The sequence below is a fragment of the Spartinivicinus marinus genome, assembly GCF_026309355.1.
GTDB lineage: Bacteria > Pseudomonadota > Gammaproteobacteria > Pseudomonadales > Zooshikellaceae > Spartinivicinus > Spartinivicinus marinus.
Genome location: NZ_JAPJZK010000001.1, coordinates 4,349,593 through 4,375,922 on the forward strand (window position 1 = coordinate 4,349,593; position 26,330 = coordinate 4,375,922).

General features: G+C 41.1%; 20 protein-coding genes and 1 pseudogene. 14 read left to right on the top strand and 7 right to left on the bottom strand.

Going from position 1 to position 26,330, the window contains the following annotated elements; translation table 11 throughout:
• The first annotated feature begins 9 nt into the window (after positions 1 to 9).
• The 3 genes from pepQ (at position 10) to OQE68_RS30580 (ending at position 7,765) form a co-directional block, all read left to right on the top strand.
• Entirely contained in the window at positions 10 to 1,347 is a 1,338-nt protein-coding gene (gene pepQ / locus OQE68_RS19470) for a Xaa-Pro dipeptidase (protein ID WP_180570625.1), read from the top strand.
• 293 nt (positions 1,348 to 1,640) lie between these two features.
• A complete protein-coding gene (locus OQE68_RS19475; protein ID WP_180570624.1) occupies positions 1,641 to 3,614 on the top strand; it encodes a LamG domain-containing protein in 1,974 nt (657 codons plus the stop codon).
• 887 nt (positions 3,615 to 4,501) lie between these two features.
• Positions 4,502 to 7,765: a glycosyl hydrolase family 18 protein gene (locus tag OQE68_RS30580; protein ID WP_180570623.1), complete on the top strand. Its 3,264-nt coding sequence runs from the start codon at positions 4,502 to 4,504 to the stop codon at positions 7,763 to 7,765.
• Between the two features lie 235 nt (positions 7,766 to 8,000).
• On the opposite strand, the gene OQE68_RS19495 is transcribed toward OQE68_RS30580, so the two are convergent.
• From OQE68_RS19495 to OQE68_RS19510, 4 genes are all read right to left on the bottom strand, one after another.
• Entirely contained in the window at positions 8,001 to 8,210 is a 210-nt protein-coding gene (locus OQE68_RS19495) for a cold-shock protein (RefSeq protein ID WP_180570622.1), read from the bottom strand.
• Positions 8,211 to 8,548: 338 nt separating this feature from the next.
• Positions 8,549 to 9,241, bottom strand: coding sequence for an MBL fold metallo-hydrolase (locus OQE68_RS19500; RefSeq protein WP_180570621.1), 693 nt, complete (start codon positions 9,239 to 9,241; stop codon positions 8,549 to 8,551).
• Positions 9,242 to 9,257: 16 nt separating this feature from the next.
• A complete protein-coding gene (locus OQE68_RS19505) occupies positions 9,258 to 10,043 on the bottom strand; it encodes a sulfite exporter TauE/SafE family protein (RefSeq protein WP_180570620.1) in 786 nt (261 codons plus the stop codon).
• A gap of 2 nt (positions 10,044 to 10,045) precedes the next feature.
• Positions 10,046 to 11,725, bottom strand: coding sequence for an aminotransferase class V-fold PLP-dependent enzyme (locus OQE68_RS19510; protein WP_180570619.1), 1,680 nt, complete (start codon positions 11,723 to 11,725; stop codon positions 10,046 to 10,048).
• Between the two features lie 167 nt (positions 11,726 to 11,892).
• On the opposite strand from OQE68_RS19510, the gene OQE68_RS19515 reads away from it, so the two are divergent.
• Positions 11,893 to 12,348, top strand: coding sequence for an Lrp/AsnC family transcriptional regulator (locus tag OQE68_RS19515; protein ID WP_180570618.1), 456 nt, complete (start codon positions 11,893 to 11,895; stop codon positions 12,346 to 12,348).
• Positions 12,349 to 12,355: 7 nt separating this feature from the next.
• Complete coding sequence (locus tag OQE68_RS19520) at positions 12,356 to 12,859, top strand: TrmH family RNA methyltransferase (RefSeq protein ID WP_180570617.1); 504 nt, start codon at positions 12,356 to 12,358, stop codon at positions 12,857 to 12,859.
• An 8-nt stretch (positions 12,860 to 12,867) separates the two neighbouring features.
• Here OQE68_RS19520 and malK read toward each other — a convergent pair whose 3' ends face one another.
• The 3 genes from malK to malT all read right to left on the bottom strand — a co-directional run bounded on the left by malK (position 12,868) and on the right by malT (position 18,909).
• A complete protein-coding gene (gene malK, locus OQE68_RS19525) occupies positions 12,868 to 13,986 on the bottom strand; it encodes a maltose/maltodextrin ABC transporter ATP-binding protein MalK (protein WP_180570616.1) in 1,119 nt (372 codons plus the stop codon).
• Positions 13,986 to 15,629, bottom strand: coding sequence for an alpha-glucosidase (locus OQE68_RS19530; RefSeq protein ID WP_180570615.1), 1,644 nt, complete (start codon positions 15,627 to 15,629; stop codon positions 13,986 to 13,988). Before OQE68_RS19530 ends, malK begins: the two co-directional genes overlap by 1 nt.
• 526 nt (positions 15,630 to 16,155) lie before the next feature.
• Positions 16,156 to 18,909, bottom strand: a complete 2,754-nt coding sequence (malT, locus tag OQE68_RS19535; protein ID WP_180570614.1) for an HTH-type transcriptional regulator MalT — start codon at positions 18,907 to 18,909, stop codon at positions 16,156 to 16,158.
• A 413-nt stretch (positions 18,910 to 19,322) separates the two neighbouring features.
• On the opposite strand from malT, the gene OQE68_RS19540 reads away from it, so the two are divergent.
• From OQE68_RS19540 to OQE68_RS19580, 9 genes and pseudogenes are all read left to right on the top strand, one after another.
• Positions 19,323 to 20,609: a maltoporin gene (locus OQE68_RS19540; protein WP_180570613.1), complete on the top strand. Its 1,287-nt coding sequence runs from the start codon at positions 19,323 to 19,325 to the stop codon at positions 20,607 to 20,609.
• A gap of 97 nt (positions 20,610 to 20,706) precedes the next feature.
• Positions 20,707 to 21,621 carry a MalM family protein gene (locus OQE68_RS19545; RefSeq protein WP_180570612.1) on the top strand — a complete coding sequence of 305 codons (915 nt, stop codon included), beginning with the start codon at positions 20,707 to 20,709 and terminating at the stop codon, positions 21,619 to 21,621.
• Positions 21,622 to 21,637: 16 nt separating this feature from the next.
• Positions 21,638 to 22,831: a maltose/maltodextrin ABC transporter substrate-binding protein MalE gene (gene malE, locus OQE68_RS19550; protein WP_180570611.1), complete on the top strand. Its 1,194-nt coding sequence runs from the start codon at positions 21,638 to 21,640 to the stop codon at positions 22,829 to 22,831.
• A 21-nt stretch (positions 22,832 to 22,852) separates the two neighbouring features.
• Positions 22,853 to 23,881, top strand: a complete 1,029-nt coding sequence (locus tag OQE68_RS19555) for a hypothetical protein (protein ID WP_180570610.1) — start codon at positions 22,853 to 22,855, stop codon at positions 23,879 to 23,881.
• Between the two features lie 84 nt (positions 23,882 to 23,965).
• Positions 23,966 to 24,394 (top strand): IS200/IS605 family transposase, encoded by a 429-nt coding sequence (tnpA, locus tag OQE68_RS19560; protein ID WP_180572236.1) that lies wholly within the window; start codon positions 23,966 to 23,968, stop codon positions 24,392 to 24,394.
• 77 nt (positions 24,395 to 24,471) lie between these two features.
• Positions 24,472 to 24,996 (top strand): annotated as a pseudogene (locus tag OQE68_RS19565) (ABC transporter permease subunit); the annotation flags it as partial.
• A gap of 6 nt (positions 24,997 to 25,002) precedes the next feature.
• Positions 25,003 to 25,329, top strand: coding sequence for an ABC transporter permease (locus tag OQE68_RS19570; protein WP_219340314.1), 327 nt, complete (start codon positions 25,003 to 25,005; stop codon positions 25,327 to 25,329).
• Between the two features lie 68 nt (positions 25,330 to 25,397).
• Positions 25,398 to 25,853, top strand: a complete 456-nt coding sequence (locus OQE68_RS19575; protein ID WP_266195780.1) for a transposase — start codon at positions 25,398 to 25,400, stop codon at positions 25,851 to 25,853.
• Entirely contained in the window at positions 25,828 to 26,322 is a 495-nt protein-coding gene (locus tag OQE68_RS19580; RefSeq protein ID WP_266195897.1) for an IS1595 family transposase, read from the top strand. The genes OQE68_RS19575 and OQE68_RS19580 overlap by 26 nt, the downstream gene beginning before the upstream one ends.
• Positions 26,323 to 26,330: the final 8 nt, after the last annotated feature.

The window sequence follows — 26,330 nt, forward strand, 5'->3', positions numbered from 1 at the left end:
ACCAATAAAATGAGTGAAATAAAAATGAATTGGCAGCATCTTTATGCGAATCATATTGATAGGGTTAGCCAATTATTTGAAAAAGCCATGACGTTAGCCGATGTTGAGGGAGTGGTTATTTTTTCTGGAAAGCCCAAGTCGGCATTTTTAGATGATACCTATTATCCATTTAAGGCTAATCCTTTTTTTAAGTGGTGGGTGCCACTATCCAACTTGCCTCAGTCTGTTGTGATCATTAAGCCAGGTGAAAAGCCGCAGCTTGTTTACTTTATGCCGCAGGATTTTTGGCATGTAACACCTGAGCCGCCAGCAGGTTATTGGGTTGATAGTTTTAATTTAACAATTATTAACAAAGTTGAGGCACTTAAAAATGTGTTGCCTGCAAACCTGGAGCAGCTAGCCTTTCTTGGCGAAGAAACCCAGTTAGCCGCCGAGTGGGGAATAGGGCAGGTTAATCCTGTCAATTTAGTGAATTATCTAAGTTACCATCGAGCATATAAAACTGACTATGAGCAGCAATGTCTAATTTTGGCTAACCAAATTGCTATGAAAGGGCATAATGCTGCAATTGCTGCATTTCAGCAACAGCAGTCAGAGCTGGAGATTCACCTGGCTTTTTTAAAAGCTTGTGGCCATCAAGAAGCTTATGCGCCTTATAATAATATTGTGGCGTTAAATGAGCATGGTGCAGTTTTGCATTATGACCATTATCAGTCCATATCGCCTCAACAGCATTTATCTTTATTAGTAGATGCTGGCGCTAGTTTTTCAGGTTATATAGCCGATATTACCCGTACAACAAGTGCGGTAGAGTCTGGGTTGTTTAATCAGTTAGTTGAAAAGTTAGATCAAGCTCAACAACGGATTATTCAACAGATTAAAAAAGGGATGGACTATGCGGTTTTACATGACCAAATGCACCAGCGAATAGCTGTTATTTTAACTGAACTGGAGATAGTCAATACCACAGCTGATGCCTGTTATGAGCAACAGTTGACTCGTAGTTTTTTTCCTCATGGGTTGGGCCACTTGATTGGCTTACAAACTCATGATGTGGGTGGCTGGCAACAGGATGAACAAGGTACTTTGCTTAATGCACACCCTGATTATCCATTTTTAAGACTACAAAGGCCCATTACTGAAAGGATGGCGTTTACCATTGAGCCTGGTATTTACTTTATTGATTTATTATTGGAGCAGCTTTCGTCTGTGCAGAAAAAACTAATCAACTGGTCAGTGGTTGATGCGCTGAAGCCGTATGGTGGTGTTCGAATAGAAGATACTGTGATTGTACAGCAGCAGGGTACGCATAATATTACTCGCGATGCATTTACTGAGGCTGACTAAAGGAATAAAGGCCTTGGTCGTGTACCTTGGCCGCACGCTTTAGCATTGTTCTGCTTAATTCTCGAAGTATGCCGTATTTCTTAGTAGGCAATTGTAGTAGAATCCTTTGTAATCAAAAGTTTATAGCAGAAAGCTTTCTAAACAAAAGCTTATAACGAGCATCTGACAAATTTAAGACGGCAAGATACATAAGGTTTGAGTCGTTTTATCATTAACTGCGTTAATGCTTGTTAGTATTGATATGAACTGCAAATGCCATTAAAGATAAACACGTTTGTATTGGGAGATGATCATTGAGTACTGAAGCTTGGCTAAGCTTAACAACAGCTGTTATTTCGCTGGGGGCAGCATCTGCACTAGCGGCAACAGTTGCAGAAAAGCCTGGTGCTGTTGCTTCTGGTCTTCATGCTTCTGTGATTTCTATTCAGCACCTTGGAGAGACACAAGCAACTGGTCGTCTATTAATTACTAACCAGTCTAAACAAACGGTTGATTTAACTAATGCTTTAATTGAGTTTGCCACACCTTATCGGGTTCTTGAAGTGTCTGGCAGTTTTTTCCCTATTTCAATGCCTGATCGCCGAGTGTTGGTTTCAGAAAGAATTGGTGGGCAGTACAACAACCAGTTGGTGCTAGCATTTAGTGAAAATCAAAAGCTGCAAACAGAGTTGCATCCAGGCTCCACTTTATCTTTGATGTTGAAGTTTGAGTCAAAAGCAAAGCTAGGCCAATCATCAGCAAAAGCAACCATCTTTTTATCAGATAAAGATCAGCAGGTAAGTTACCAGCATGGCCAGCTTCTTTTTAGAGCGCCTAAAGCACCTGGCCCTGAGGTGAAAGGGATGCCGGCTGTTGTAACAGTGAAAGGAGCAGGTGACTTTGAAAAGCGGGTTGCGGTTGACTGGGGGCAGAAATTTATTCTTGATCAATTGCCATATGGTGAGTACACCGTTCATACGGAGCAGGTAGGTGACTTTCCTGGCATGGTTGAACAGTCAATTCGCTTAAGCAATAGAAAGTCTGCCGCAGTTGTCAAAATAAAATACGATGAGCCTGTCTATACCACTGCTATTCAGCTGGTTACCCCTGCTGAGGTAGTTGATCGCTCAGACTCACTTATTGCTTATATTCAAGATGCCACTCATGGAGAACACCCTAAGCAACTTCAGTTACAGTGGGCTAAAGCTCAACAGTTAAATAACTTGGTGGTAGGCCACCGTTATCGGCTATGGTTTAACCCCGTCAAGCGTTGGCCTTTTCAATATAAACCCAGTGCCAGTGTTGAAAAGCCCTTTGAGTTTACTGCTAGCAAAGAGGCGGTACAACAGTACAATTTGACGTTTCAGCAGTCTCTACAGCCGACAGGTGAGTTGGCGGTTGCGACTCAGGTGACCGGTCTGCCTTTTGGAGCAAAAGCAACACTGACTTTGCATCCTGTGGCTGGTGGCGAGCCAGTAACGCGAAAGCTATCAGTTGGCCAGGATAGCCTGACAAATGTTGAGCCAGGTGAATATTGGCTCACTGCTAGTGATTATATTTACCAAGGTAAGATTTATCGTGCCACATTGTCATCGGCTAAATTAAATCTGAACCATCATGAGTCTGCCAGAGTTCATGTGGAATATGCAGAAAATAATAAACTGGTTTTTGCTGGTAGCAAATGGCGAATTAAGCAAGGCTCAGTGAAGGGAGGGCGTTGGGCACCAGAGAATGTTTTTGTGGACCAGCGTGGACGGTTGCATTTGGTATTAGAGTATCAGAATGGCCAATGGTTAGCTGCTGGTATAGAGTCGGTTGATAATTTTTCGTCTGGCCAGTTGCAAATTAAAACAGTTGCGCAAGCCAGAAATTTACTCGCTAATGGCCAGTTTTCTGTTAGTCTGCAAAATCAGGACAAAAACAGTGGACTTGGTTTTACGATGGGTTGTGCAAGTCACTGCCAAGATACTACAAATGGTGTAATGACCCATTATTGGTTGCAGCAGAAAGCACAAGTAGAGAGTAAACAGAGTGTATATAATTGGCAAGCCAGTCGGTTAACACATAGTATTAACTGGAATCAAAATGGTGTGCTGTTTGAAACTAAAAAAGGCCATAGTCAACGAGGGCTTATAACCCTGTCACAACAATATTTGCCAGCTGCTTTAGCTAAAAAAAACGCTTTTCCTCTACAGCTGATGTTGACGCCTCAGCCTTCTACTCAATCAAAAGGCCGTAAGGTTGAGATTATTATAAACTCAATAATCAGTGCTCCCCCTTTTGAATAAGGAAGGGTGTAGATGATGTTTTACAAAATGACTGATCATTAACCAGTTTGTTTCACAAACCTTCAAAAATATTCCCTATTGCTTGGTGGTCCATGTTTAAGATGATGTAACGACGTCTTCTTTATTCTTTAGTTATCTTCTTTTTCTTGACGTAGCCTCTAGATACTAGCAAAAGCGCCTTTCCGGAAAATAAATGGCTTTAAAGATGTGGTCACTAGTTATCTCTTCATAAAATAAGTTAACTACTTCTTTTTTAATTGTTTTATGGTTATGCTTTTTTTGAAGTGAGTTGAGCGGTGTTTGTTGGACAAATATCGCAATCGCCTGGTTGCTGAGATGCGCTTGAATTATTTTAATAAAGCTTTGTGTTTGGGCCTTAATTGGTGTTGTTTGAGTTCACCATTTTAAATATTTACTACTTTTGTCGTTTATTGTTCACAGAAATATGTGAACTGTATTGGTGGCATTTTATATTCTTTTGCTACGCTTAAAATAGATGTAGGTTGTAATAGTAGGCTTAAGTGGATTTGCTTAAATATCTTTTGCTGTGAGTGCATATCGCTTTGTCTTGTGTATAAAGGCGGCTTATGACAGCAATGTTTCATCGTTTTTTAAGTCTTTATCCTATTTTTTAAGTGTTGCTTAAATAAATTTTGAAATGCTTAGGCTGAGATGTGTTAAAAACACTATGTTGCCAATTGTAATTATTTAACCCACTCATTTTATGAAATATTAAAAGCTGGCTTGGTGTTTGTCATTAGGTTTGTCTGATAGCTTTTTAATCCTTATTTTTGCTGGCTGCTAAGAAGCAAGCCGGAAGCTGCTTAAGCTAGTACAACACGTTATTTTTTTACATAAATTACGTTTTTAAGCCTGTGGAGGCATAAATGAACAGACGGTCTTTTCGACATCTGCTACCTAAGACTCTGAGTTTAAGTATAACGCTTGGTTTAGGTCTGTCTTTAGCTGAAATATCTTTTGCGACCCCTATTGATGGTCACAATCTTGCTGATGATAAAGTTGTGGCTGCCTATTTTGCTGAATGGGGTATATATGGACGCAACTTTCACGTAAAAGATATACCAGCAGAAAAACTCACTCATGTATTATATGGCTTTATTGCAGTTTGTGGCCCTAATGAGTCACTAAAAAAAGCAAACCCTCAAGGATATAGTGCACTACAACGTGAGTGTAGTGATCAAGAAGATTATACCGTTACTATTCATGATCGATTTGCCGCTTTAGAAAAAAGCTACCCTGGCGATAAATGGGATCAGCCGATTAAAGGTAACTTTAATCAGTTAGCCAACATGAAAGCTGCAAACCCTCATATTAAAATACTGCCTTCATTGGGTGGATGGACATTATCGGATCCATTTTATTATTTAGCGAATGACCCACAAAAGCGTGCTAAGTTTGTTCAGTCAGCAGTAGACTTTATCAAGAAGTATGATTTTTTTGATGGTTTGGATATAGACTGGGAGTTTCCAGGGCAACCCGGCGCTAACCCTGATTTAGGTAAACCAGAAGATAAGCAGGGTTTTACGGCGCTGATGCAAGAGCTACGGGCAGCTTTGGATAATTTAAGCCAGCAAACTGGACGTCAATATTTATTAACTGCGGCAGTATCGGCAGGGCCTAAAAAAATAGCCAGTATTGATTATTCTCAGGTTTCTCAATACATGGATTATGTGTTTGCCATGACCTATGACTTTTATGGGGGCTGGGATAATACATTGGGACATCATGCGGGAATTTACGCAGCTGACCATGAAAAAGTACCGCAATACAACGGTCATGATGCAGTTAATAATATTATTAAGGCCGGTTTTCCCTCAGATAAAATTGTCATGGGTGTTGCTATGTATGGCCGAGGCTGGAAAGGTGTAAATGGGAGCCTTCCTGATAACCCATTTACAGGTAAAGGGGGTGGCCCGCTACCTAAAAATACCCAGCAAGGTACTTGGGAAAATGGAGTAATTGATTATAAAGGGATTGAAAAATACTACTTAGGTGGAGTCAATGGTCAGGGCATTAACGGTTTTAAATATTACTATGATGAAAAAGCACAAGCACCTTATGTATGGAATGCTGATAAAGGTACCTTAATAACCTATGATAATCCCCGTTCAGTTAAAGCAAAAGGCGCCTATGCATTAAGCAAACAGTTGAAAGGTCTGTTTGCTTGGGAAATCGACGCAGATAATGGGCAAATTCTCAATGCGATGCATGAAGGCTTAAATTCAGATGGAAAACCACCTGCGCCACCTAAACCTGACCCTGATAAGCCGAAGCCACCTACACCAAACCCTGATCCAGGTGATGATGATAAACCTAAGCCACCAACCCCTGATCCAGATGATGATGGCATAGCTGAGTGGAATGCGTCTAAAGTGTATACCTCAGGAGATAAGGTGCGCTATCAAGGTAAACCCTATCAGGCTAAATGGTGGACTCGTGGTGATCAACCCGGTAAGGGGCAGTGGGGGCCATGGAAGCTGCTAACGGGGCAACCCGATGATGATAAACCAAAGCCAACCCCTGATCCTAAGCCGACTCCTGATGATAATGACAAGCCAGATGATAACGATAAACCAAACCCAGCTCCAGATCCTGATGATTCTGATAAGCCAGATACGGGAGATATAAAAGATTGGAGCGCTACAGCTACTTATATCAAAGGTAATCGGGTTAAATATAATCAGGTTGTTTATGAAGCGAAATGGTGGACCCGTGGTGATGAGCCAGGAAAAGACCAATGGGGTCCATGGACGCGAGTGGATGGCAGTCCTGACCCAGATAAACCTAATCCTGACCCTGATCCAGGGCAGCCAGATCCGGATAAACCAGATCCAGATAAGCCGAATCCTGATGATGGGTCACCCAACACGAGTGGTAAGTATGCGGTGATTGGTTACTACATGTTGGGGCCAGATGAAATTAATAAATATCCTGCTGTTGATTTCCCTGTGAGTAATATTTCACCGGAAAAAGCTAAAATGCTTACCCATATTAACTATGCATTTATTGGTATTAACGACAAAGGTCAGTGTGACTTATTAAAAGGAGCTAATGAGCAAAAGTCAGCAGAAGTATTTCAATTGTTGACGAACCTTAAACAATATAATGCGAACCTGAAACTGATGTTTTCAGTGGGTGGTTGGGCTTTTTCCAATGATGCCAGCCCAACTGCTAACCGGTTTAGGGATGCAGCCAGTACCCCGGTAACAAGAGCTGAGTTTGCCAGATCCTGTATTGCTTTTATGAAAAAGCATGGGTTTGATGGTGTTGATTTAGACTGGGAATACCCAAGAAAGCAGGATGCTAACAATTTCGTGGCGTTGTTGAAGGAATTTCGTAAACAAATTAATCAGGCAGAAAAAGCGAGTCAATCTGACTATCAGCTAACCATTGCAGGTGCGGGTGGTGCTTTCTTTATGTCTCGTTACTATCACTTATTGGATAAAGTGGTTGAGCCATTAGACTACATTAACCTTATGACCTATGACTTTAATGGGCCTTGGCAAGGGGTGACTAAAACCAATTTCCATGCTCACTTATATGGTGCTAAGGATGAACCGAAATTTTATAATGCATTACGTGAAGTACAGTTTAATCCACCAAAAACTTGGGAAGAGATTAAAAAGCTATTTCCAAGTCCATTTGCTTTAACCGCTGATGCAGCGGTTAAGCAGCACTTAATAATGAAGGTACCACGTAATAAGGTTGTAATGGGTGTACCTTTTTATGGGCGCGCATTTAGAAAAGCAGGTACTGGTAACTATGGGCTATATCAAACCTTTAATACCCAAAAAGGTGACCCCTACCGTGGTGATCCAACTTGGTTAGTGGGCTGTGATAAGTGTGTTGAACGTAATGAGCCCCGTATAGCCACTTATGCTGATATTAAAAAAATGCTAGCAGGTGACTTTGGCTATAAACGTCATTTTCACGCTGAAGCCAAAGCGCCTTGGTTACATAATGCCAAGCATAATCTGTTTGTTACCTATGATGATAAGGAGTCAATGAAATATAAAACGGATTACATCAAACAAGAGAAGTTGGCTGGCGTGATGTTTTGGCATTTAGGTCAAGATGATCAGGAGTCGACATTACTAAAGTCGCTACATAATGGCTTGAATAAAAAGTAATACCAATTAACCTTGGATGAAAAGTCAGCACAGTGATTGCTGGCTTTTTTTTATGGGCAACAGATTGATGGAATGCAAAAAAGTTGATTAAAAGGTCAGGAAGTTGATGTGGCTTTTAGATGTGATTACTGAAAGGGATGTAGGAGAGAGTATTGAGAAGTTAGTGATATGAAGTGCGAGGACAGTGCTCAAGTTAAGCACTGTCCTGAACAGAAGTATCAATTATAAGAGTTGCTTATAAAGGAACTACGTTCTCTGCTTGTGGGCCTTTAGGGCCTTGCGTGACAGTAAATTCAACTTGTTGACCTTCAGCCAAAGACTTAAAGCCTTGAGATTGAATTGCACTGTAGTGAACAAAGACATCTGGACCAGATTGCTGCTCTAGAAAACCAAAGCCTTTAGATTCGTTAAACCATTTTACAGTGCCGTTTTTTCTATCAGACATAATATGGATCTTTCTTTAAACAATTAAATTAATCTAATTTCTTAAACCTTACCCTCTAGGAGAGAGGTATAAGACAGTGTAGCAGAGAAATTTAGGTGTGACTTATGACAAACTAACGAGGCACTACAAAAGGAACATCGTGAAAATTGAACATAAATTAACGCCGTACTTTCAAGCTGAGTGAATTATAAACAACCCTATTGGCAAGTCAATGTTTTTTACTTATATTTCTCATCATTATATTGTTAGTTGATCACTAGACCACACATCTCCTGCCTTGTATAGCAATACCGTCAACCACTAACAGACGATCCATCTAAAACCTAAGAAAAAGGGCACTATAAGCCACAACCTAAATTAGCAGGGACTGCAACATCCATTAATTTAGGGTTAGGTAGGTTCAGGTTGTCCATGATTTCACAGTACTCCTTAGCATTGCTTACCTGCAAGCGTGGGTTAAACCGCTTTTCTTCCCCGATGGTACTTACTGTCATGCCTTTGTAATCATGGCCTGGATAAACAAGGGTTGAGTCAGGTAATTTAAGTAGTTTATTAAACAAACTTTCATATTGTTGGCGAGCATCACCTTGCTGAAAATCGGTTCGACCTGTCCCTCTAATCAGCAGAGTATCACCTGTAAATAACAGCTGTGGTGTTTCATTGGTTAATAAAAAACAGTAGGAATCATCAGTGTGGCCTGGGGTATAAATTGTTTTTAGGTGCAGATTACCCAAGGAAATAATTTCACCCTCTTTAACCATATGGCTGGCACACTGGGCTTGAGTTCTCTCTCCAAAGATAGTCTCACAGCCATATAGCTCACGGAGTTTGCCCAATGCAGTAATATGATCAGCATGGACATGAGTATCAATGGCATATATAAGCTGTAACTTTAGTTCTCTGATTAACTGTTGGTACTGTGGAACCTTCTCCCTTACTGGATCAATTAACAGCGCTTGACCGCCCTCGTGCTCGGCTAGCAAGTAGGTATAGGTCCAGGTTGCTTCATCGAATAGTTGACGAAATAACATGTTTTGCTCCTTTCTTTTAGCTTAATACTTTGGGAACAGAAAGCGCCATCAGTCCAAGAACCGATACAGCAAATAACTTTTGTAGCTGGTAACTGGCAATATACCGGGTTAAGACAGTACCCATAAGAATGCCAATTACGCTGCCAGTGGTAACGATGATTAGTAACTCAGTAGATACCTCTGCTACCCAGTTAACATGGAATACAAAGCCTGTAGTACTGACTAATGCTATAACCAGTAATGACGTGTCTACTGCTCGCTTCATGCTCATACCTGTCAGAAGGGTAAGAATAGGCACGTTCAAAAAGCCACCGCCTACTCCAAATAGCCCAGATAAAAATCCTGCAACTGCACCTGCTAGCCAGAGTAATGGAGAATGTTTGGTTACTGAGTGATTAATGGAGCCTGACTTAGCCTCTTGGCTGTTTGTAGTTGTTTCTGTAGTAGTTGCTCCAGATAGCTGCCACATGCGGATAGCGATATAACTGGCTAATAAAATGAATCCTACTAATAGCAATCTCTGGTCTATTAAACTACCAAACCAGCGACCAATAGGGGCTAATGCTGTACCTGAAACGATCAGAACAATGGCTGGTTTCCAAGCAATTTGTTGATTATGCAGCCTAGCTAAAATACCCACAATGGCGCTAATACTGACAGTCCCCAGAGCAATCCCCATCGCATCATTTGGGGAGAAATTAAGCAGCAGAATAAGCAGAGGCACAGCGAAAATAGAACCACCTGCCCCTGTTAGTCCAAGCATTAACCCAACTAAAATACCCACTGAAATGACAAGAGCCACAGTTAGTCCTTAATTGTTTGTTGCGTTGTATCTTGAGGTAGGGCAAACCAGCGTAGCTTTTCAGCGCTAGGCGGTAGCTCAATTGCGTATTGTTTTGCGTCTTTAGAGGGGGTGGTTAATTCTGTTTCTGCTGTCGCTAAACAATCTTTTAAGGTAGTAGGGCAATATACTTGGCCTTGTTTAGATGAGGTTTTAGTAAAATCCAGTGAGTCTAAGGTGACAGCCAGCTTGGGTTTTTGGCCTTGGTATAACCAAACGCCAGATTGGCAGTCAAACTGGTAATAAGGCAGTAGTCGCCAACCATGGGTGGCAATAAGCTCAATGGCTCGAACGAGATAATCAAAAGTCCCTTGATCAATGAAATAGTTGAAGTTAAGCCTCACCCAGCCTGGACGTAAAATCATCTGGTCATTCAATAACTCAGCCTCCAGGGCCTTGCTATACGACATATCCATACCAAGTAATGAGTGGCCATAAGGTCCTGCACAAGAGCAGCCGCCGCGAGCTTGAATACCAAATAAGTCATTCAACAGGGCGACAACAAATCCATAGTGCAAGTATTTTTCTTGCCATTTAATCTGTAAAGAAATAATGGATAAGCGAGAGGCATCAGGATTACCCAATATCTCAATAGCTTCATGTTGTTGCCAACGCTGAATAGCTTGTTGAACAAATTGGTGCTCGCGCTGTTCAATGGTGTCGGTACCGATGGTTTGTTGCAGTTTAAAGACTAAACCTGCACGAATTGACTCAACAATGGCGGGGGTGCCACCTTCTTCCCGTCGTTCTGGGTTTTCAATAAAACGATGGTCTTCTGGGGTAACATAAACAACGGTTCCACCACCTGGCACAGCAGGTACACGATTAGTGAGCAGGTGTTTTTTGACAATTAAAATACCGGGTGTACCAGGGCCACCAATGAATTTATGAGGTGAAATAAATACAGCATCTTTACTGCTGTCGCCGTCCTTATTTTTTTCGCCAGTCATATCAATAGCAACATAAGGCGCTGCTGCGGCATAATCCCAAAAGCTGTAGGTGTTATGTTTATGGAGTAACTGGGTAATGGCATCAACGTCTGACTTAATACCGGTTACATTAGAGGCAGCAGAAAAACTGCCTATTTTTAAGGGGCGGTGGGCATATTGTTCCAAAGCATTGGCTAAAGCACTTAAGTCTATTTGGCCATCATCATCAAGTGGGATAGAGACTAGCTCAGCAATACTCTCGCGCCAGGGCAGTTCATTCGAGTGGTGTTCGTAAGGGCCAATAAATACAACTGGGCGTTTATCGTCAGGGATTTGCTTGCTGAATTGATACTGTTCATCCAAGTCTGCAGGCAGGCGTAAGTTAAGAATATCAATCAACTTATGGATGGCAGCGGTCGCGCCAGAGCCACAAAAAATAATCTGGTCATCTTCCTGTCCATTAACAGCCTGCCGGATGATGTGTCTGGCCTGCTCTCTAAGTGCTGTCGTTTGGCGGCCGGTGAATGAGGTTTCAGTATGGGTGTTTGCATAATAGGGCAGCACTTGATACTGGATAAACTGTTCAATGACATCTAAGGCACGTCCCGAAGCAGTGTAGTCTGCGTAGACTAAAGGCTTTTGTCCGAACGGGGTTTCAATGGGGTGGTGTTCACCAATCACGGCTTGGCGGATGCTCTCGATCAGATGCTGCATAAGACTGCCCTTTCATTCCATTATATTCTTAGTATATGCATTATAGTTCTGGTTAGCCTGAACATTGTTGCTAAATTGCCATAGATATTGATTGTCAGTAGAACAAAGTTTCTCTAAATGGCTTATTATAGGAAAATTATTTTGTTGGGTTGGGTGATATGTGAACAATGGATAAGTTTGATAAGGCAATACTAGAAATTTTGCAACAAGATGCCAGTTTGTCAGTAGGAGAGGTGGCTGAACGAGTTGCGCTATCAAAAACAGCCTGTTGGCGGCGGATTCAAAAGCTAGAGCAAGATGGTGTGATTCGTGGGCGGGTTGCATTGTTGAGTCAAGAACAAGTCAATTTACCACTGACTGCCTATATTGCTGTGCGAACAAATAAACACAATGAAAAGTGGTCTGAGCAGTTTCGCAAAGTGGTGAATAATTTGCCTCAGGTATTAGAGGTATACCGCACTAGTGGTGATTTAGATTATTTAATCAAAGCTGTAATTACTGATATGGCAGGCTATGACCAGTTATATAAAGCGTTAATTAAAGCCGATTTATACGACGTAAGCGCCAGTTTTGTCATGGAAACCATGAAGCACACAACTGAATTACCACTGGATTATATGTAGATTATTAATGATGTCTGATTTTTGCACTGTTCTTCATTCATTAAATAGTCCCCAAAATGTAGGGATGATAGTCCGCAGCCATGTTGCTCATGGCGGCAGCGAGGTTGTTTTTATTGGCCATGAACTGCCCTGGCAATTTAAAAAAGGTAGCCAGTCTTTTTCAAGAAAGCTGGAAAAGCAGGCAAAAATTATTCACCTGCCAAACCCTGATGATGTGTTTGAGTGGTGTATGGCGAATAGTTATACACCCGTTGCTATTGAAATTGCTGAACAGACATCACTGTTAAATCAGTTTACGTTTCCAGAAAAGACGGCGTTAATTTTGGGAAATGAGGCAGATGGATTACCGGCTAGCTTTATAAAAAAGTGCACTCATGTAGTGACAATTCCACAATATGGACCTGTAGGTAGCCTGAATGTAGCTGTATCGGCATCTGTTGCCATGTATGAGCTACGAAGAGGGGATACTCCCTGGGCTATTGCCAGGGATGAGTATGAAACGCTTCTTTAATTGTGCTCTTATTGATAACTCAAGCTTGGCTCTTGATAAAGCCGCTTACAGGCTTCTCCTAGTTGATTAAATAAATGGCAACATTGTGCTTTAACGCCAACGTTATAATTATCATTTTCTTGGGTGATGGTATTACCATGGGTTCTAATAATAAACTCGTCAACTAAGCCTGGTAGCTCACCATAAACCATGGTTTCATCACCTAAGCGTTCTACAACATTGACTTTGCAATCGAAACTAATATCTGCTTCTTCTGCATTGCAAATATGTTCTGGGCGAATTCCAAGCGTGGCATGTTCACCGGCTTTTATATGAGTACCATCCAGGTGCAAATTAAGGGTTTTATTATTTATAAACTGTACGGCAACGGTTGTTGAGGATGACTCAATGACTTTACAGGGAATAAAGTTCATTTGTGGCGAGCCAATAAATCCAGCAACAAATTGATTATTAGGGTAATGATAAAGTTCTAACGGCTTGCCTACTTGAGAGACGTTGCCATTTTCTAATACCACAATTTTATCAGCCAATGTCATGGCTTCTACTTGATCGTGGGTGACATAAATCATAGTTGCCCCCAATCGTTTATGGAGTTTAGAAAGCTCTATACGCATTTTTACTCGTAATGAGGCATCTAAGTTCGATAGTGGCTCGTCAAATAATAAAACCTTTGGTTCTCTCACAATGGTTCGACCGATAGCGACCCGCTGGCGTTGACCGCCCGATAAATCTTTAGGCTTTCGGGCTAATAAATTGTCCAGCTGTAACGCTTGAGCCACTTGACTGACTTTTTCCTGAGTAACTGATTGGTTGGCTTTGGCAAGCTTTAGACCGAAAGCCATATTATCTGCTACTGTCATATGTGGGTATAACGCATATGACTGAAATACCATACCCACAGGACGATCTTTGGGTGGTATCTGATTGACATGCTGTTCGCCAATATATAAATCACCCGATGTAATGTCTTCAAGCCCTGCAATCATTCGGAGTAATGTAGATTTACCACAACCTGAAGGCCCAACAAAAACGACAAACTCCCCAGCGGCTATATCCAGATTAATATTGTTAGAAATATTGGCATTGCCATAACGCTTACAGATATTATGTAAGGTGATACTAGCCATTATATTTCACCATGATTATTTGCTGTGTTTCTTTCTAAAAAACAGGCTTGATAGGGTGGTAAGTGAATTTTATTATTATCCATACTACCTGATATATAAGGCACATCTAGTAGGTTATAGTTTGCACTATCGATGGTTATCTCTTGCTCTTGACGACTTAAGTTAAAAGCAACCATTAATTGTTGATGTTCATTTTCCCGAGTAAAAAACAGTGTATCTTGTGGGGAAGGTAAAAACTGAATAGTTCCAGTTACTAAAGCAGGTTGCTGTTTACGCCATGCCAGTAAGCTTCGATAAATTGACAGAAGCGAGTCAGGATCATTTATCTGTCCATCAACGGATTTTATATAATGCTCTGCTGGAACAGGCAGCCAAGGCTTCACTTGAGAGAATCCTGCATTAATTTGATCTTGTTGCCAAGGCATTGGGGTTCTACAGCCATCTCTGCCTTTAAACTCAGGCCAGAAGTTAATGCCATAAGGGTCTTGTAAATCTTCAAAAGAGAGTTCTGCTTCAGTTAACCCCAGTTCTTCGCCTTGGTAAAGACAAATACTGCCGCGTAATGACATTAATAATGCAAGATAAAGCTTTGCTTGGCTAGCTTCATCTTGTTGTTTGGACCAACGGCTGAGCACCCGAGTGACATCATGATTACCAATCGACCAACAAGGCCAACCATCGGTAATTTCAGTTTCTAAACTTTCAACAGTATGACGAATAAATGCTGCGCTATACTGCTCGGTTAATAAGTCGAAGGAGTAGGCCATATGTAATTTATCGTTACCGGATGTATAAGCCGCCATGGTTTTTAGGGAGTGATCACAGCCAATTTCACCGACAGTCGTTGTATTCGGGTAACGATTTAATAATGCTCTTAGTTTTTTTAGAAATTCAATGTTTTCGGGACGCGACTTATCATAAATATGCTGTTGGTAAGCGTAAGGATTATCAGGTCTAACACCAATGCCGGCAGATTGAATCCTGGGGTTGGCAGGGTTATCTGTTAACTTAGCATCATGAAAGTAAAAGTTGGCGGTATCTAACCGAAAACCATCAACACCGCGCTTTAACCAGAATTCTGCATCTGCCAGTACTTGCTCTACGACTTGTGGATTATGGAAGTTTAAATCTGGCTGGCTCGCTAAAAAGTTATGCAGGTAATATTGTCTGCGGCGGCTATCCCATGCCCAGGCAGAACCACCAAAAATAGATAGCCAGTTATTGGGTGGGCTGCCATCCGGTTTTGGGTCTGCCCAAACATACCAGTCTGTTTTAGGGTTATCTATGCTGCGACGACTTTCTTTAAACCAAGGGTGTTGATCAGAGGTATGGCTCATGACCTGATCAATAATGACTTTTAGACCATGACTATGAGCTGTTTTTAGTAATTGATCAAAGTCGTCTAATGTGCCAAAAATTGGATCAACATCGCGGTAGTTGGCAATGTCATAACCAAAGTCTTTCATCGGTGAGGTAAAAAAAGGCGACAACCAAATAGCATCGACATGAAGACTGGCAATATAATCCATTTTTTGGGTAATGCCTGCTAAGTCACCGATACCATCCTGATTGGAATCAAAAAAGCTACGTGGATAGACTTGATAAATGACCCCACCACGCCACCATTCTTGTTGTGATTGCATATGATGTGCTCTTTTTTATAGGAGTAATATTTAGCCAAAGCGAATCATTCGCGAAGGGTATAGTTAATGCTATTTTGAGCTGAAAGGCTGTTTTAGGCATCCTCCTAGCTAATCTTTTTTTGGGGGGAGTTAGGGGGATGAGAAAGTGCAGGGCTTATTATCGTTTCTACTACTGTTTAAATAAAGCCTGCTCACCCTAAGAGGCTGTCGCAAAAGCTAGCGGATATGGGGTGACAGGGTGTTCTGTAGCTGCGACAAGGAAGTCGCTTTAGTTCTTGATGGGCCAGGGATGGCACTTCAAGAGCGGCATAAGAATATCCTGTTATTCCGTATCAGACACTAGACTTATTTTCAACACCTTCCTAAGTAGGTAGGGTATCAAGCAGTAGGATATTTTTCCGCCGCTCTACAAGGCCATCCTTGGCCTTTAGAGCTAAAAAGGCATCCATGCCTTAGCTGCAAAATAACCTACTACTTCATACCTTAACCTAATGTACGATTGAAACGCTGAGAATCCCCCTAAATATTATTCACGAAGCGTATAAATAGGCTGTAGTAGCTGCTCAGCCAGCGCTTTGGCTTCCTGCCGGTTAGCGACATTTAATTTCTGATAAAGGCTGCGAATATGGGTTTTGATTGTACTGTGAGCAACAGCTAGTTTATCAGCTATTTGCTCATTCCCTAAGCCTGTATAAATCAGATTAAGTACTTGCCATTCCCGTTTAGTCAGTGGGGTGGTTTTTAATAATTCCGGTACATTAGGTTGCGATAAAATATCGTCAATGACTGCTTCATCAATAGAGAGCTTGTTCTGTTGACTGAGACTAGGCTGTTGCCGGGATAACTCAATTAACCGTTCTGCTCGCTGTTGAGAAAGGGGCTCAAGTGGTTGTTCTTTGATTAATGCTTTTAGCATGATAACCAGCAGTTTACCTAACCGTAAAAAACTGCCAATAAAGCCTGTGGTGTTGGCTAGCTGAAGGGCTTGATGGAGATGGTTTAATGCTTGCTCTCGCTGTTCTTGAAGCCAATAAGCATGAGCGAGGCAAATATGGTTACGATTTTGGTCAGTAACGAGTTGATAACGAATGGCTTGCTGTTGTAAATCATTAAGTAAATCAATAGCTGTTGTATAGTGTTTTAAATAAATATCAGCTCTTGCGATGTTCCTGGCCTGACATTGTACAAAGTGGTTTGTAGCAGATGACACTTCATGGGTTTGTTGTTGCCACTGATAAATAAGATCCTGTTGATCTGTTGCATGCCAATAAGTAAGCAGGGTCGCTTCAGCATTTGCTTGCCAGTCGCGGTGGTAAGTTTCTTTCTCCAACAACTGCTGTACAGTGGCTAGATAATCAGTACACAACGATCGGTCACCTTGGGCTAATGCGACTTTAGCAAGCAACACATAACATTGCATAGACCACTTTTTATCTTGCTGAGTTAAACTATTAATGCCTTCCAAAGCACTTTTTTCGGCGGCAGCCAAATTGTGCCATTCCCATAAAACCTGAGCACGGGCCCGATGGATAAACTCCATGGTTGGCAGGTGAGCCACTTGGTGTTCATTGGCGTATTGAATGGCTTTGTCCTGAATACGATAGGCTTTTTGCAGATAGCCTTGGGCGACGCTAATTTCTGATTGTTGGCATAAAGTCCAAAGGACGATTTGGCTCGCCTGACGTTGTTGAGCCAGCTCTTCAACTGTTTCCATTAATTGCTGGGCTTTGGTGAGTTTGCCTTGGCAGAATTGTGCTTCGCCCAGGGCCGATAGTGCGGCAATTCTAGCCCTATGGCGCTTCTCTGGTAATAGCGCTAATGCTTTAGCGGCAAGCTGATGCGCCTGCTCAGGGTGGTCTTGGTTCATTGCCACTTGAGCCTGCACGGTGGCAAATTCGCCTTCAACAATTTGCCACTGACTGGCTTCTAACTGCTGGGGGAGAATTGCTTCTGCCCGTTTTAAAAGAAGCGCTACTTGCGCGTATTGATATTGTCCCTGCGCAATCCAGGCCGCTAACATGGTTAACCTAGCACTGCTAGCGATTACGTTATCGGCCAGTTTAGCAAGTGCTTGCTGGAGCAGTTGAAGCTGGCCCTGTTGATAGAAAGACCAGCCATGTTGTTCTAAAAGCTTGGCAACTGTCTCAAGATGATTAGCTTGTTGGGCATGTTTAAGCGCTTCTTCTGGGTATCCTGCTTGGCTCCATGCTTCACAGGCTTTTAAATGGAGTGAATTAATTTGCTGTGGTTTTTCTTTAGTCAGTTGATGGCACAGAAAGTTGGCAAATAGAGGATGATAACGGTACCACTGACGTAAATTATCTTGGGGAATTAAAAAAAGCCCCCGCTTTTCTATTTGTTCCAATAAAGCCTGTGCGTGGGGATAACCTGTCAAGGTACTGGCGATTTGCTGGTTAAAGCGCTCAAGGATAGCGGTTTGCAGTAAAAAGTCTTTAAGTTCAGAAGAAACCTGGGCTAAGACTTCTTCGGCTAAATAGTCCAAAATAACGGCATGGCCCTGAGCGAGCGCATTAGCCAAGTCAGAAAAACCTTTTGCATTATCTGCAGAAAGCGTCATTAGTTGTAGAGCAGGTGGCCAGCCTTCCACATGTTGTAATAAATCACTCACCTGGGTTGATGTGATCTGAAAGGGCAAATATTGCTCAAAAAATTGTTGGGTATCACTCAGTGAAAAAGCCAGTTGGCCAGCCGTTAATTCTAATAATTGACCTTTTAATTTTAAATTACTAATACCCAGTGGGGGTATGCTGCGACTAGTAATAATTATTTGCCATTGACTGGGTAAATGTTTAATTAGAAAGCTGATCCCCTGATGAATTTTCTCATTATTAATTAGGTGGTAGTCATCTAAAACCAGGGTTAATGGTGAGATCTGTTGTTGCGATAACTCACTAAATAATTGAGAAAACAGTAGCTCTAAATTATTAATTTGTCCGCGCATGGCGCTAGCTAGTGTATGTGTACTACAGTCTATAGCCTGCTTTAAACTTGCTAACAGATAGGCTGCAAAACGGGTAGGTTCGTTATCAGCTATATCAAGCGAGTACCAAGCAACAGGAGCGGGAGATTCAGCCAGCCAATGGCTAGTCAAGGTGGTTTTTCCATACCCCGCAGGTGCATGGACTAACACTAATTTAGCCGTGTGATGGCTTGCCAGTAACTGGTTAAGTGACGATCTAACCAATATTTTACTGGCGATTTCTGGCACTGATATTTTTGAGGGCAATAAAATAAATGGGTCGTTGCCTTCGTATGTCATAGTATTACTCGAAACTACAATACTCTATCAATGAGTATTTATTGGCCACTTATATATAAGGGTACCTCTATAAGTGTGCTTTTTTAGAGGTTACCCATTAATTATTCTTATCTATTTCGTCAACCTAACAGGTTGATAAATTATCTGCAAGGAAGTTAATCATTACTTATTGGTAGTTTATTAACACCCTGTACCTGTTAAAGATATTCACTACGCCATTATTCTACGCCCCCAATAATAAGCTAAGGGAGGATGTATTAGATGACTTGAGTCGTCATGATGAATACACTTGCCTTTGCTACGAGGTAATGCATAAAACGGACATTACTACACGGATACGTTATAGATCAAAAGCACCCTTGCCTGTAGTAGGTGCTAATTATTCGGCAAAAGCTGTGAAGGTACCAATTATCATGTCAAGTAATAATAAAAGTGTTGTTTCATATTTTCACCTTAAACCCATCTCAACCTGGCTAGCGGCATCATTATTGACTGTTTCTGCAGGGCAGGCCTTGGCGGTTGATTTCCATGGCTATATTCGATCCGGTATTGGTACGACGTTGGGGGGAGGGGATCAAGCCTGTTTTAAAGCCAGGGGAGCTAGTGCAAAGTATCGGTTAGGGAATGAATGTGAAACTTATGCAGAAATTGGTTTGGGGCAGGAATTATACAATGAAGGTGGAAGGCGCTTTTATGTTGATACCATGATTGCTTATGTGTCTAATCAGGCCAATGACTGGGAGCCATTAGATGGGAGTGATGACGTTGGGGGAGGAAAAGGCTCATTAAGACAAATGTATGTAAAAGGGGAAAATGTCATTGATGCTTTGCCAGGCGCTACCCTATGGGCTGGTAAACGTTATTATCAACGTCATGATGTACATATCAACGATTATTATTATTGGGATGTATCAGGACCTGGTGCTGGTATCGAAGGGATAGATCTTGGCTTTGGTAAATTATCTCTCGCTTGGGTGCGTAATTCAGATGAAGACTATATGTCTGAAGGTGCACAGTCTGGTACCAATGTAGCAAATGATACCTTTGATATTCGTTTATCTGGATTAAAAGTCAATGAAGGCGGCTCATTAGAATTTGGGTTTGATTACGGTAGAGCCAACTTAACTGATCGTCAGGATGATTTAAATTTCGATGATCAAAAAGGTTATTTATTTACGACTCAGCACACACAGTCAGACTGGTTTGGTGGTTTTAATAAACTAGCATTTCAGTATGCAACCGATGGCATGGTAGGCACTGGACATAATGGTAGTCGTGCCGAAAATGGCAAAATGTACCGTATTGTTAACCAGGGGGTGGTGAACCTTACCGATAATATTGAAGGTATGTATGTCGGTATTTATGAGAAAAAAGATTTATCTGATGACAAAGGACAAACCTGGATGTCATTTGGTGTTCGCCCTGTTTATAAATGGAATGATGTGATGAGTACGGCAGTTGAAGTCGGTTATGACAGGGTAAAACCTCAAGATAGCAGTAAAGATACCGTTGATCTCAGAAAAATCACATTAGCCCAACAGTGGTCAGCAGGCAATAATTTTTGGGCTCGACCTGTCGTACGTGCATTCGCTACTTACGCTAAATGGGATGGTGATAAATATAATGCCGCTAGTGAGTCAATCGATGATGGTGAAGATGATGGCATAACGGTTGGCTTTCAAGTAGAAGCCTGGTGGTAATCAAATCGATTAAATGAAAAGCCCAACCTGCTGTACTTAACATACTCAGTGTGTAGTGTAGGTTGGGTCCTAAAAAACCAATATTCTGGGGCTAGCAATGGCAATCAAATATAAAATCCAATTTATTGTAGGTGCGGTGTTAATTGTTTACTCGATAACAGGCTGGACAAGTGCTGTTATTAGTAAAGCAACCCAGCAGCAGGTCAGTCAGGTAAGTACAGCACTAAAATCAGCATCTTCATGTTGTTCATCCCTCGCTAATTTGCAATATCAGCCACTTGAAGCAAATAAAACAACAGATATTGTAATTGACAGTGGTTCACCTGTGTTTGAGTTTGACACGGGTAAAAGCTATCTAGCGGCATATAAATTACCCGTTAATCAACGCTCTATGCAGATTAAATTGTATAGCAAAGCAGGTAAAACGGTATATTCTCCTTCGGTGTTATTGTTAGATAGTGAATTTCGTATAACACGCATTCTTGCTGATGAGGACTTTATTTACCGACCTGCCTGGGGTTTTAAAACCGATAGTATCGATGGCACCTTTCGTATTGATCGAAGCCAACCAGGCAATCCGTATAATGAAATGTATTTAGTGGTTTTTACAACAGCAGAGCAAATGCAAGGGCAGACGACTTTAGTGCATCCGGCAAAAGCATTTGCCAAAGCCAGGTATAACCAACCACCTGATATACCCGATCCCATTGCGTTACATTCCCCTACAGGGCATATCGAGTTAATGGTTGAGGAAGAAGGCAATAGTTTTTACGAGAAAAAACCTTATATTCCCAAGTTCTATACACCTAGTGCAGTACAATCTGTGGTTAAGCAACCAATTTCCAGTCATCAAGTTCAGCCTGAAACTCAACATTACTTTGAACAAGCTATTAATAAAGCATTACAGCAGGGTGATGTGAGTAAAGCACTGAATTATGTCGAAGAGGCTGAACGAGTAGGAATAAAAAATATAAGGCAATATTTTATCGAACGAGTACAACCAAAAAAATAATTAAAGGGGAAGTTACATGATTACAAAAATAATAAGTTGTCTATCAGTAGGTACTTTAATTAGTCTGGGTGGTGTTACTACAGCTCAAGCAGCCATTGAGGAAGGAAAGCTGGTTATTTGGATTAACGGTGATAAAGGCTATAAAGGTTTACAAAAAGTTGCAGATCGCTTTACTAAAGATACCGAAATAGTGGTAAAAGTCGCTCATCCTGATAAAGCGACCGATAAATTTCAGCAGGCTGCTGCCACCGGTAATGGACCTGATATTTTTATATGGGCCCATGACCGCTTTGGAGAATGGGCGAAGAGTGGTTTGATTGCGCCGATTAATCCTAGCAAACAAACCAAGCAATCCATTGCTGATTTTACTTGGGATGCAGTTACTATTGATGGCAACGTATATGGCTATCCCATAGCGTTAGAAGCGGTTGGGCTAATTTATAATAAGCAATTAATTGCTTCTCCTCCTAAGTCATTCGATGACATTTTTACATTACATAAGCAACTGGCAAAGCAAAATAAAAAAGCCATTATGTGGGACTATAATAACACCTATTTTTCTTGGGGGCTGTTTGCCAGTAATGGTGGTTATGCATTCAAAAAGACAGCCTCTGGCTATAATGTAAATGACACTGGTGTGAATAATGCAGGTTCGCTTGTTGCGGGTAATATGATTAAGCGCCTGATTGACGAAGGGGTAATGGCAAAAGGTATTGACTACGGGGTAATGGATGCTGCCTTTAATAAAGGCGAAGTTGCCATGATGATTAATGGACCTTGGTCATGGAGTAACTTAAAGAAAAGCAGTATTGATTTTGGTGTGACGAGTATCCCCAGCATTAATAATAAACAAGGTAAGCCTTTTACTGGCGTGTTAGCGGCTACGATTAATGCAGCAAGCCCGAATAAAGAGTTAGCTGTTGAGTTTCTTGAACAGTATATGTTAAAAGTTGAAGGCTTAAAAACAATTAATAAGGATGTACCACTCGGTGCTGTAGCGAATAAGCAGCTAATGGCTGAGTTAAGCAAAGACCCTAATATTAAAGCTACATTTGAAAATGCCAAATTAGGTGAAGCTATGCCAAGTGTACCTGAAATGGGTGCATTTTGGGCAGCAATGAAGCCTGCGTTAACTAATATTACTTCTGGTCGGCAATCGGTGAAAGCAGCCTTAGATGATGCGGCTAAACGTATTACCCACAAGAAATAAACAAAGCAGTAAAAGATTAATATGTTGACAATATTGACCTCGGCCCCTATTCAAAAAATAAAGTATAACCAATGGCTTAAGCAGGGTTTATTTGGTTTTATGGGGGCCTTTGGCCTCTACTTAATAATGGTATTATATGCCCAACAGCAGATGGGGTTAGCACTTTTATTTCTTGTTGTAATCAGTGGCGGGCTATATGTATTTATTAGTCAGCGTGCTTATAGTCTTCGTTATGCTTTCCCTGCCGTGGCAGGGATAACCTGTTTTATTATTTTCCCATTGTTATATACGGTAGGCATTAGTCTTACTAACTATAGTGGCAATAATTTACTAACACTTGATAAAGTGCAGGACTATTTCATACAGCAGCGGTATATTGATGAGAGTCAACGCTATTCATTTAAAGTGTTTAAACAAGGCAACCAGTTACAAATTGCTTTAACTGATCCATATAGTCAGCAGCAGTGGTTATCAAATCATGTTACGCTAGATGGCCAGCCAAAAACAGTAAGTGTACATACTGCCCAATCCCTTCCTGCCCAATCACCATTAGCTATTAAAGATATCATTAAACTAAAAAAGTCATTAAAACAATTAACCCTAGAGTTGCCGAATGGAGCTTTGTTGTCAATGACGGGGTTGCGCCAGTTTGCTGCGAGTAAATCTCTGTATCAATTAGCTGAAAATGATTTATTAATAAATAACCAAACAGGTGAACAGTTGTCACCTAACTGGCAAACCGGGTTTTATGAAACCAGTCAGGGTAAAGTTTACCCACCAGGGTTTACAGTAACTATAGGCTTAGATAACTATACCAGTGTGCTGTTTGATGACAGTGTTCGAGAACCATTCATTCAAATTTTTATTTGGACTTTCTTATTTTCTTTATTAAGTGTGTTGTTTACCTTTTTAGTAGGCTTGTTACTAGCAAGTTTACTACAATGGGACCAAATTAAAGGCAAAGGCGTTTACCGGGTAATGTTGATTTTACCTTATGCGGTACCAGCATTTATATCTATCCTGGTTTTTAGAGGTTTATTAGTCACCTGAAAGGTTAAAACCACCGGCTTTTAGCCGGTCAGCTTTAGCTATGATACTCTGAGTCTACTTATATAATGCTGTAGGGGTATTGCGATGGACTATAGATATGGTAGCCATACAGTTTTCAAAATTCAGTATCATTTTGTATTTGTAACGAAATATCGTTATCAAGTGCTAAAAGGTGATGTTGGTTTAAAGGCTCGAGAGTTAATACGACAGACATGCCATACTTTTGAAATTGATATATTAAAGGGTGTCATTAGTAAGGATCATGTACATCTGCTAGTTTCAGCGCCACCCAATATGGCTCCTAGCGAAATAATGCGAAGAGTAAAAGGTCGAACGTCGGCAAAACTGTTTGAAAGCTATCCTGATTTAAGGAAAAGATACTGGGGTCGACATTTTTGGGCTAGAGGTTATTTTTGTGTGACTTCAGGAGATGTAACAGAAGAAATGATAAAAGAATATTTAGAACATCACTTTGAGCCGAGGATTGATGATAATTTTAGGACTGAAGACTGATAAAAAAAACGGGTCTTCGACCCGTATCCGGACTTTCAGTCCATATTACTAACCCACCTACTTTAGTAGGTGGTTGTTTAGTTAATCAGAATGCCGGTGAGATAAACTTGATATTATTCCAACTGTTGGGGATTAAGCTTGATTGGTTTACATCGCCACTTTTAGCCAAATCAATGATTTTATTAGTCAATACCTGGCTTGGTTACCCCTATATGATGCTGTTGTGTATGGGGTTACTGCAGTCTATTCCCAAAGACTTATATGAAGCTTCTGCAATGGATGGGGCAGGACCGCTGGATAACTTATTTAAAATTACCTTACCTATGATTATTAAACCATTAACCCCTTTGTTAATTGCCTGTTTTGCTTTCAACTTTAATAATTTTGTCTTGATTTCCCTATTAACAAATGGTGGACCAGATATCATTGGTGCTACCACCCCGGCAGGGACAACCGATTTATTAGTGAGTTATACCTATCGAATCGCTTTTCAGGATTCTGGTCAAAACTTTGGCTTGGCTGCTGCGATTGCCACACTTATTTTTCTATTAGTGGGGGCATTAGCTTTAGTAAAACTTAAATTGTCGAAGCTAGAGGGATAATTAATTATGGCGATTGTACAAGCAAAATCTACAAAATACCGGGTGTGGTTATCCCATATTGGGTTGTGTGGCTTTGTTGCACTGATCATTTTCCCTCTGTTGATGGTTGTGTCCATTTCTTTTCGTACAGGTAACTTCTCAACAGGAGACTTATTTCCTAGTCAGTTTACTTTAGAGCATTGGTCGCTTGCCTTGGGAGTTCCTTTTACCCAAGCTGATGGCTCTATCACTCAGCCTCCATTCCCAGTGTTGACCTGGTTATGGAACTCAATAAAAGTGGCGGTGATTTCTGCAGGTTTAATTTTAGGCTCTATATGGATTTCTAGGGGGTAGAGCACAATACCACAAATGAGGTATTATTTGACCTCATTGGAAGGCTGTCATTAGATAATATACAAAAAATGATCAATATTAAGCAGCTAGTAAACGACAAACAGTGTTATCAGTTCATTCGTCAGACTCGTTGGCCCAATGGCGTCAGTTGCCCCCATTGCCAGTCCCAGCAGGTTGAAAGCAAAGGCTATCACCAGAAACAAAAAGCCAGGAAGCGTTATCTCTGCAAGGCATGTTGTCGTACCTTTGATGACCTAACACTCACCGTTTTTTCTGGACATCACCAGCCAGTTAAAGTCTGGATATTATGTCTTTATTTTATGGGATTAAATCTATCCAATCGTCAAATTGCTCAAGAACTTGATATCAATAAAGACGATGCTCAAAAGATGACAAACCAGCTACGAGAAAGTATTTTTTCTAGGCTTCCAATGGCTGTACTCAGTGGTGAAGTAGAGGCTGATGAGGTCTATGTAGTGGCCGGCCACAAGGGTAATCCTGAGGCAGTTAAAAAAAGGCCGTAAAGGTCGAAGAAATCGATTAAGAGGTGCTCGTGGACGAGGCACATTAGAAAAAGAAAAGCCGCCTATCTTTGGACTTGTTCAACGAGGTGGGCAAGTGATTATACGGATGTTAGATAATGTCAAACAAAAAACCATAGAACCCATAATTAAGCAGTTTGTTAGTCCAGATACGCTCATGCACACTGATGAGTATAATATCTATTCACGGCTAAAAAGTTGGGGCTACCAGCATAAGACAGTTTGTCATGGAAAAGGCGAGTACGCTCGAGATGAAGATGGTGATGGCTTTTATGAGGTACACGTTAATACAATAGAAGGCTACTGGTCTCTATTACGATCATGGCTAAGACCTCATCGTGGAATATCTCAGGAAAAATTGCCTTATTATTTAGCATTATTTGAGTTCATATATAACGTAAGACGTCGTGGGAAAAGTTTGCTTAATGACTTAGTGGAGTTATTAGTATAACTCCACCA

What these genes read in the sequence shown, in the direction of transcription:
- pepQ (WP_180570625.1), top strand. Translation starts at nt 10, where the DNA reads ATGAGTGAAATAAAAATGAATTGGCAGCATCTTTATGCGAATCATATT.
- OQE68_RS30580 (WP_180570623.1), top strand. Translation starts at nt 4,502, where the DNA reads ATGAACAGACGGTCTTTTCGACATCTGCTACCTAAGACTCTGAGTTTA.
- OQE68_RS19495 (WP_180570622.1), bottom strand. Translation starts at nt 8,210, where the DNA reads ATGTCTGATAGAAAAAACGGCACTGTAAAATGGTTTAACGAATCTAAA.
- OQE68_RS19500 (WP_180570621.1), bottom strand. Translation starts at nt 9,241, where the DNA reads ATGTTATTTCGTCAACTATTCGATGAAGCAACCTGGACCTATACCTAC.
- OQE68_RS19510 (WP_180570619.1), bottom strand. Translation starts at nt 11,725, where the DNA reads ATGCAGCATCTGATCGAGAGCATCCGCCAAGCCGTGATTGGTGAACAC.
- OQE68_RS19515 (WP_180570618.1), top strand. Translation starts at nt 11,893, where the DNA reads ATGGATAAGTTTGATAAGGCAATACTAGAAATTTTGCAACAAGATGCC.
- OQE68_RS19520 (WP_180570617.1), top strand. Translation starts at nt 12,356, where the DNA reads ATGATGTCTGATTTTTGCACTGTTCTTCATTCATTAAATAGTCCCCAA.
- malK (WP_180570616.1), bottom strand. Translation starts at nt 13,986, where the DNA reads ATGGCTAGTATCACCTTACATAATATCTGTAAGCGTTATGGCAATGCC.
- OQE68_RS19530 (WP_180570615.1), bottom strand. Translation starts at nt 15,629, where the DNA reads ATGCAATCACAACAAGAATGGTGGCGTGGTGGGGTCATTTATCAAGTC.
- malT (WP_180570614.1), bottom strand. Translation starts at nt 18,909, where the DNA reads ATGACATACGAAGGCAACGACCCATTTATTTTATTGCCCTCAAAAATA.
- OQE68_RS19540 (WP_180570613.1), top strand. Translation starts at nt 19,323, where the DNA reads ATGTCAAGTAATAATAAAAGTGTTGTTTCATATTTTCACCTTAAACCC.
- OQE68_RS19545 (WP_180570612.1), top strand. Translation starts at nt 20,707, where the DNA reads ATGGCAATCAAATATAAAATCCAATTTATTGTAGGTGCGGTGTTAATT.
- malE (WP_180570611.1), top strand. Translation starts at nt 21,638, where the DNA reads ATGATTACAAAAATAATAAGTTGTCTATCAGTAGGTACTTTAATTAGT.
- OQE68_RS19555 (WP_180570610.1), top strand. Translation starts at nt 22,853, where the DNA reads ATGTTGACAATATTGACCTCGGCCCCTATTCAAAAAATAAAGTATAAC.
- tnpA (WP_180572236.1), top strand. Translation starts at nt 23,966, where the DNA reads ATGGACTATAGATATGGTAGCCATACAGTTTTCAAAATTCAGTATCAT.
- OQE68_RS19570 (WP_219340314.1), top strand. Translation starts at nt 25,003, where the DNA reads ATGGCGATTGTACAAGCAAAATCTACAAAATACCGGGTGTGGTTATCC.
- OQE68_RS19575 (WP_266195780.1), top strand. Translation starts at nt 25,398, where the DNA reads ATGATCAATATTAAGCAGCTAGTAAACGACAAACAGTGTTATCAGTTC.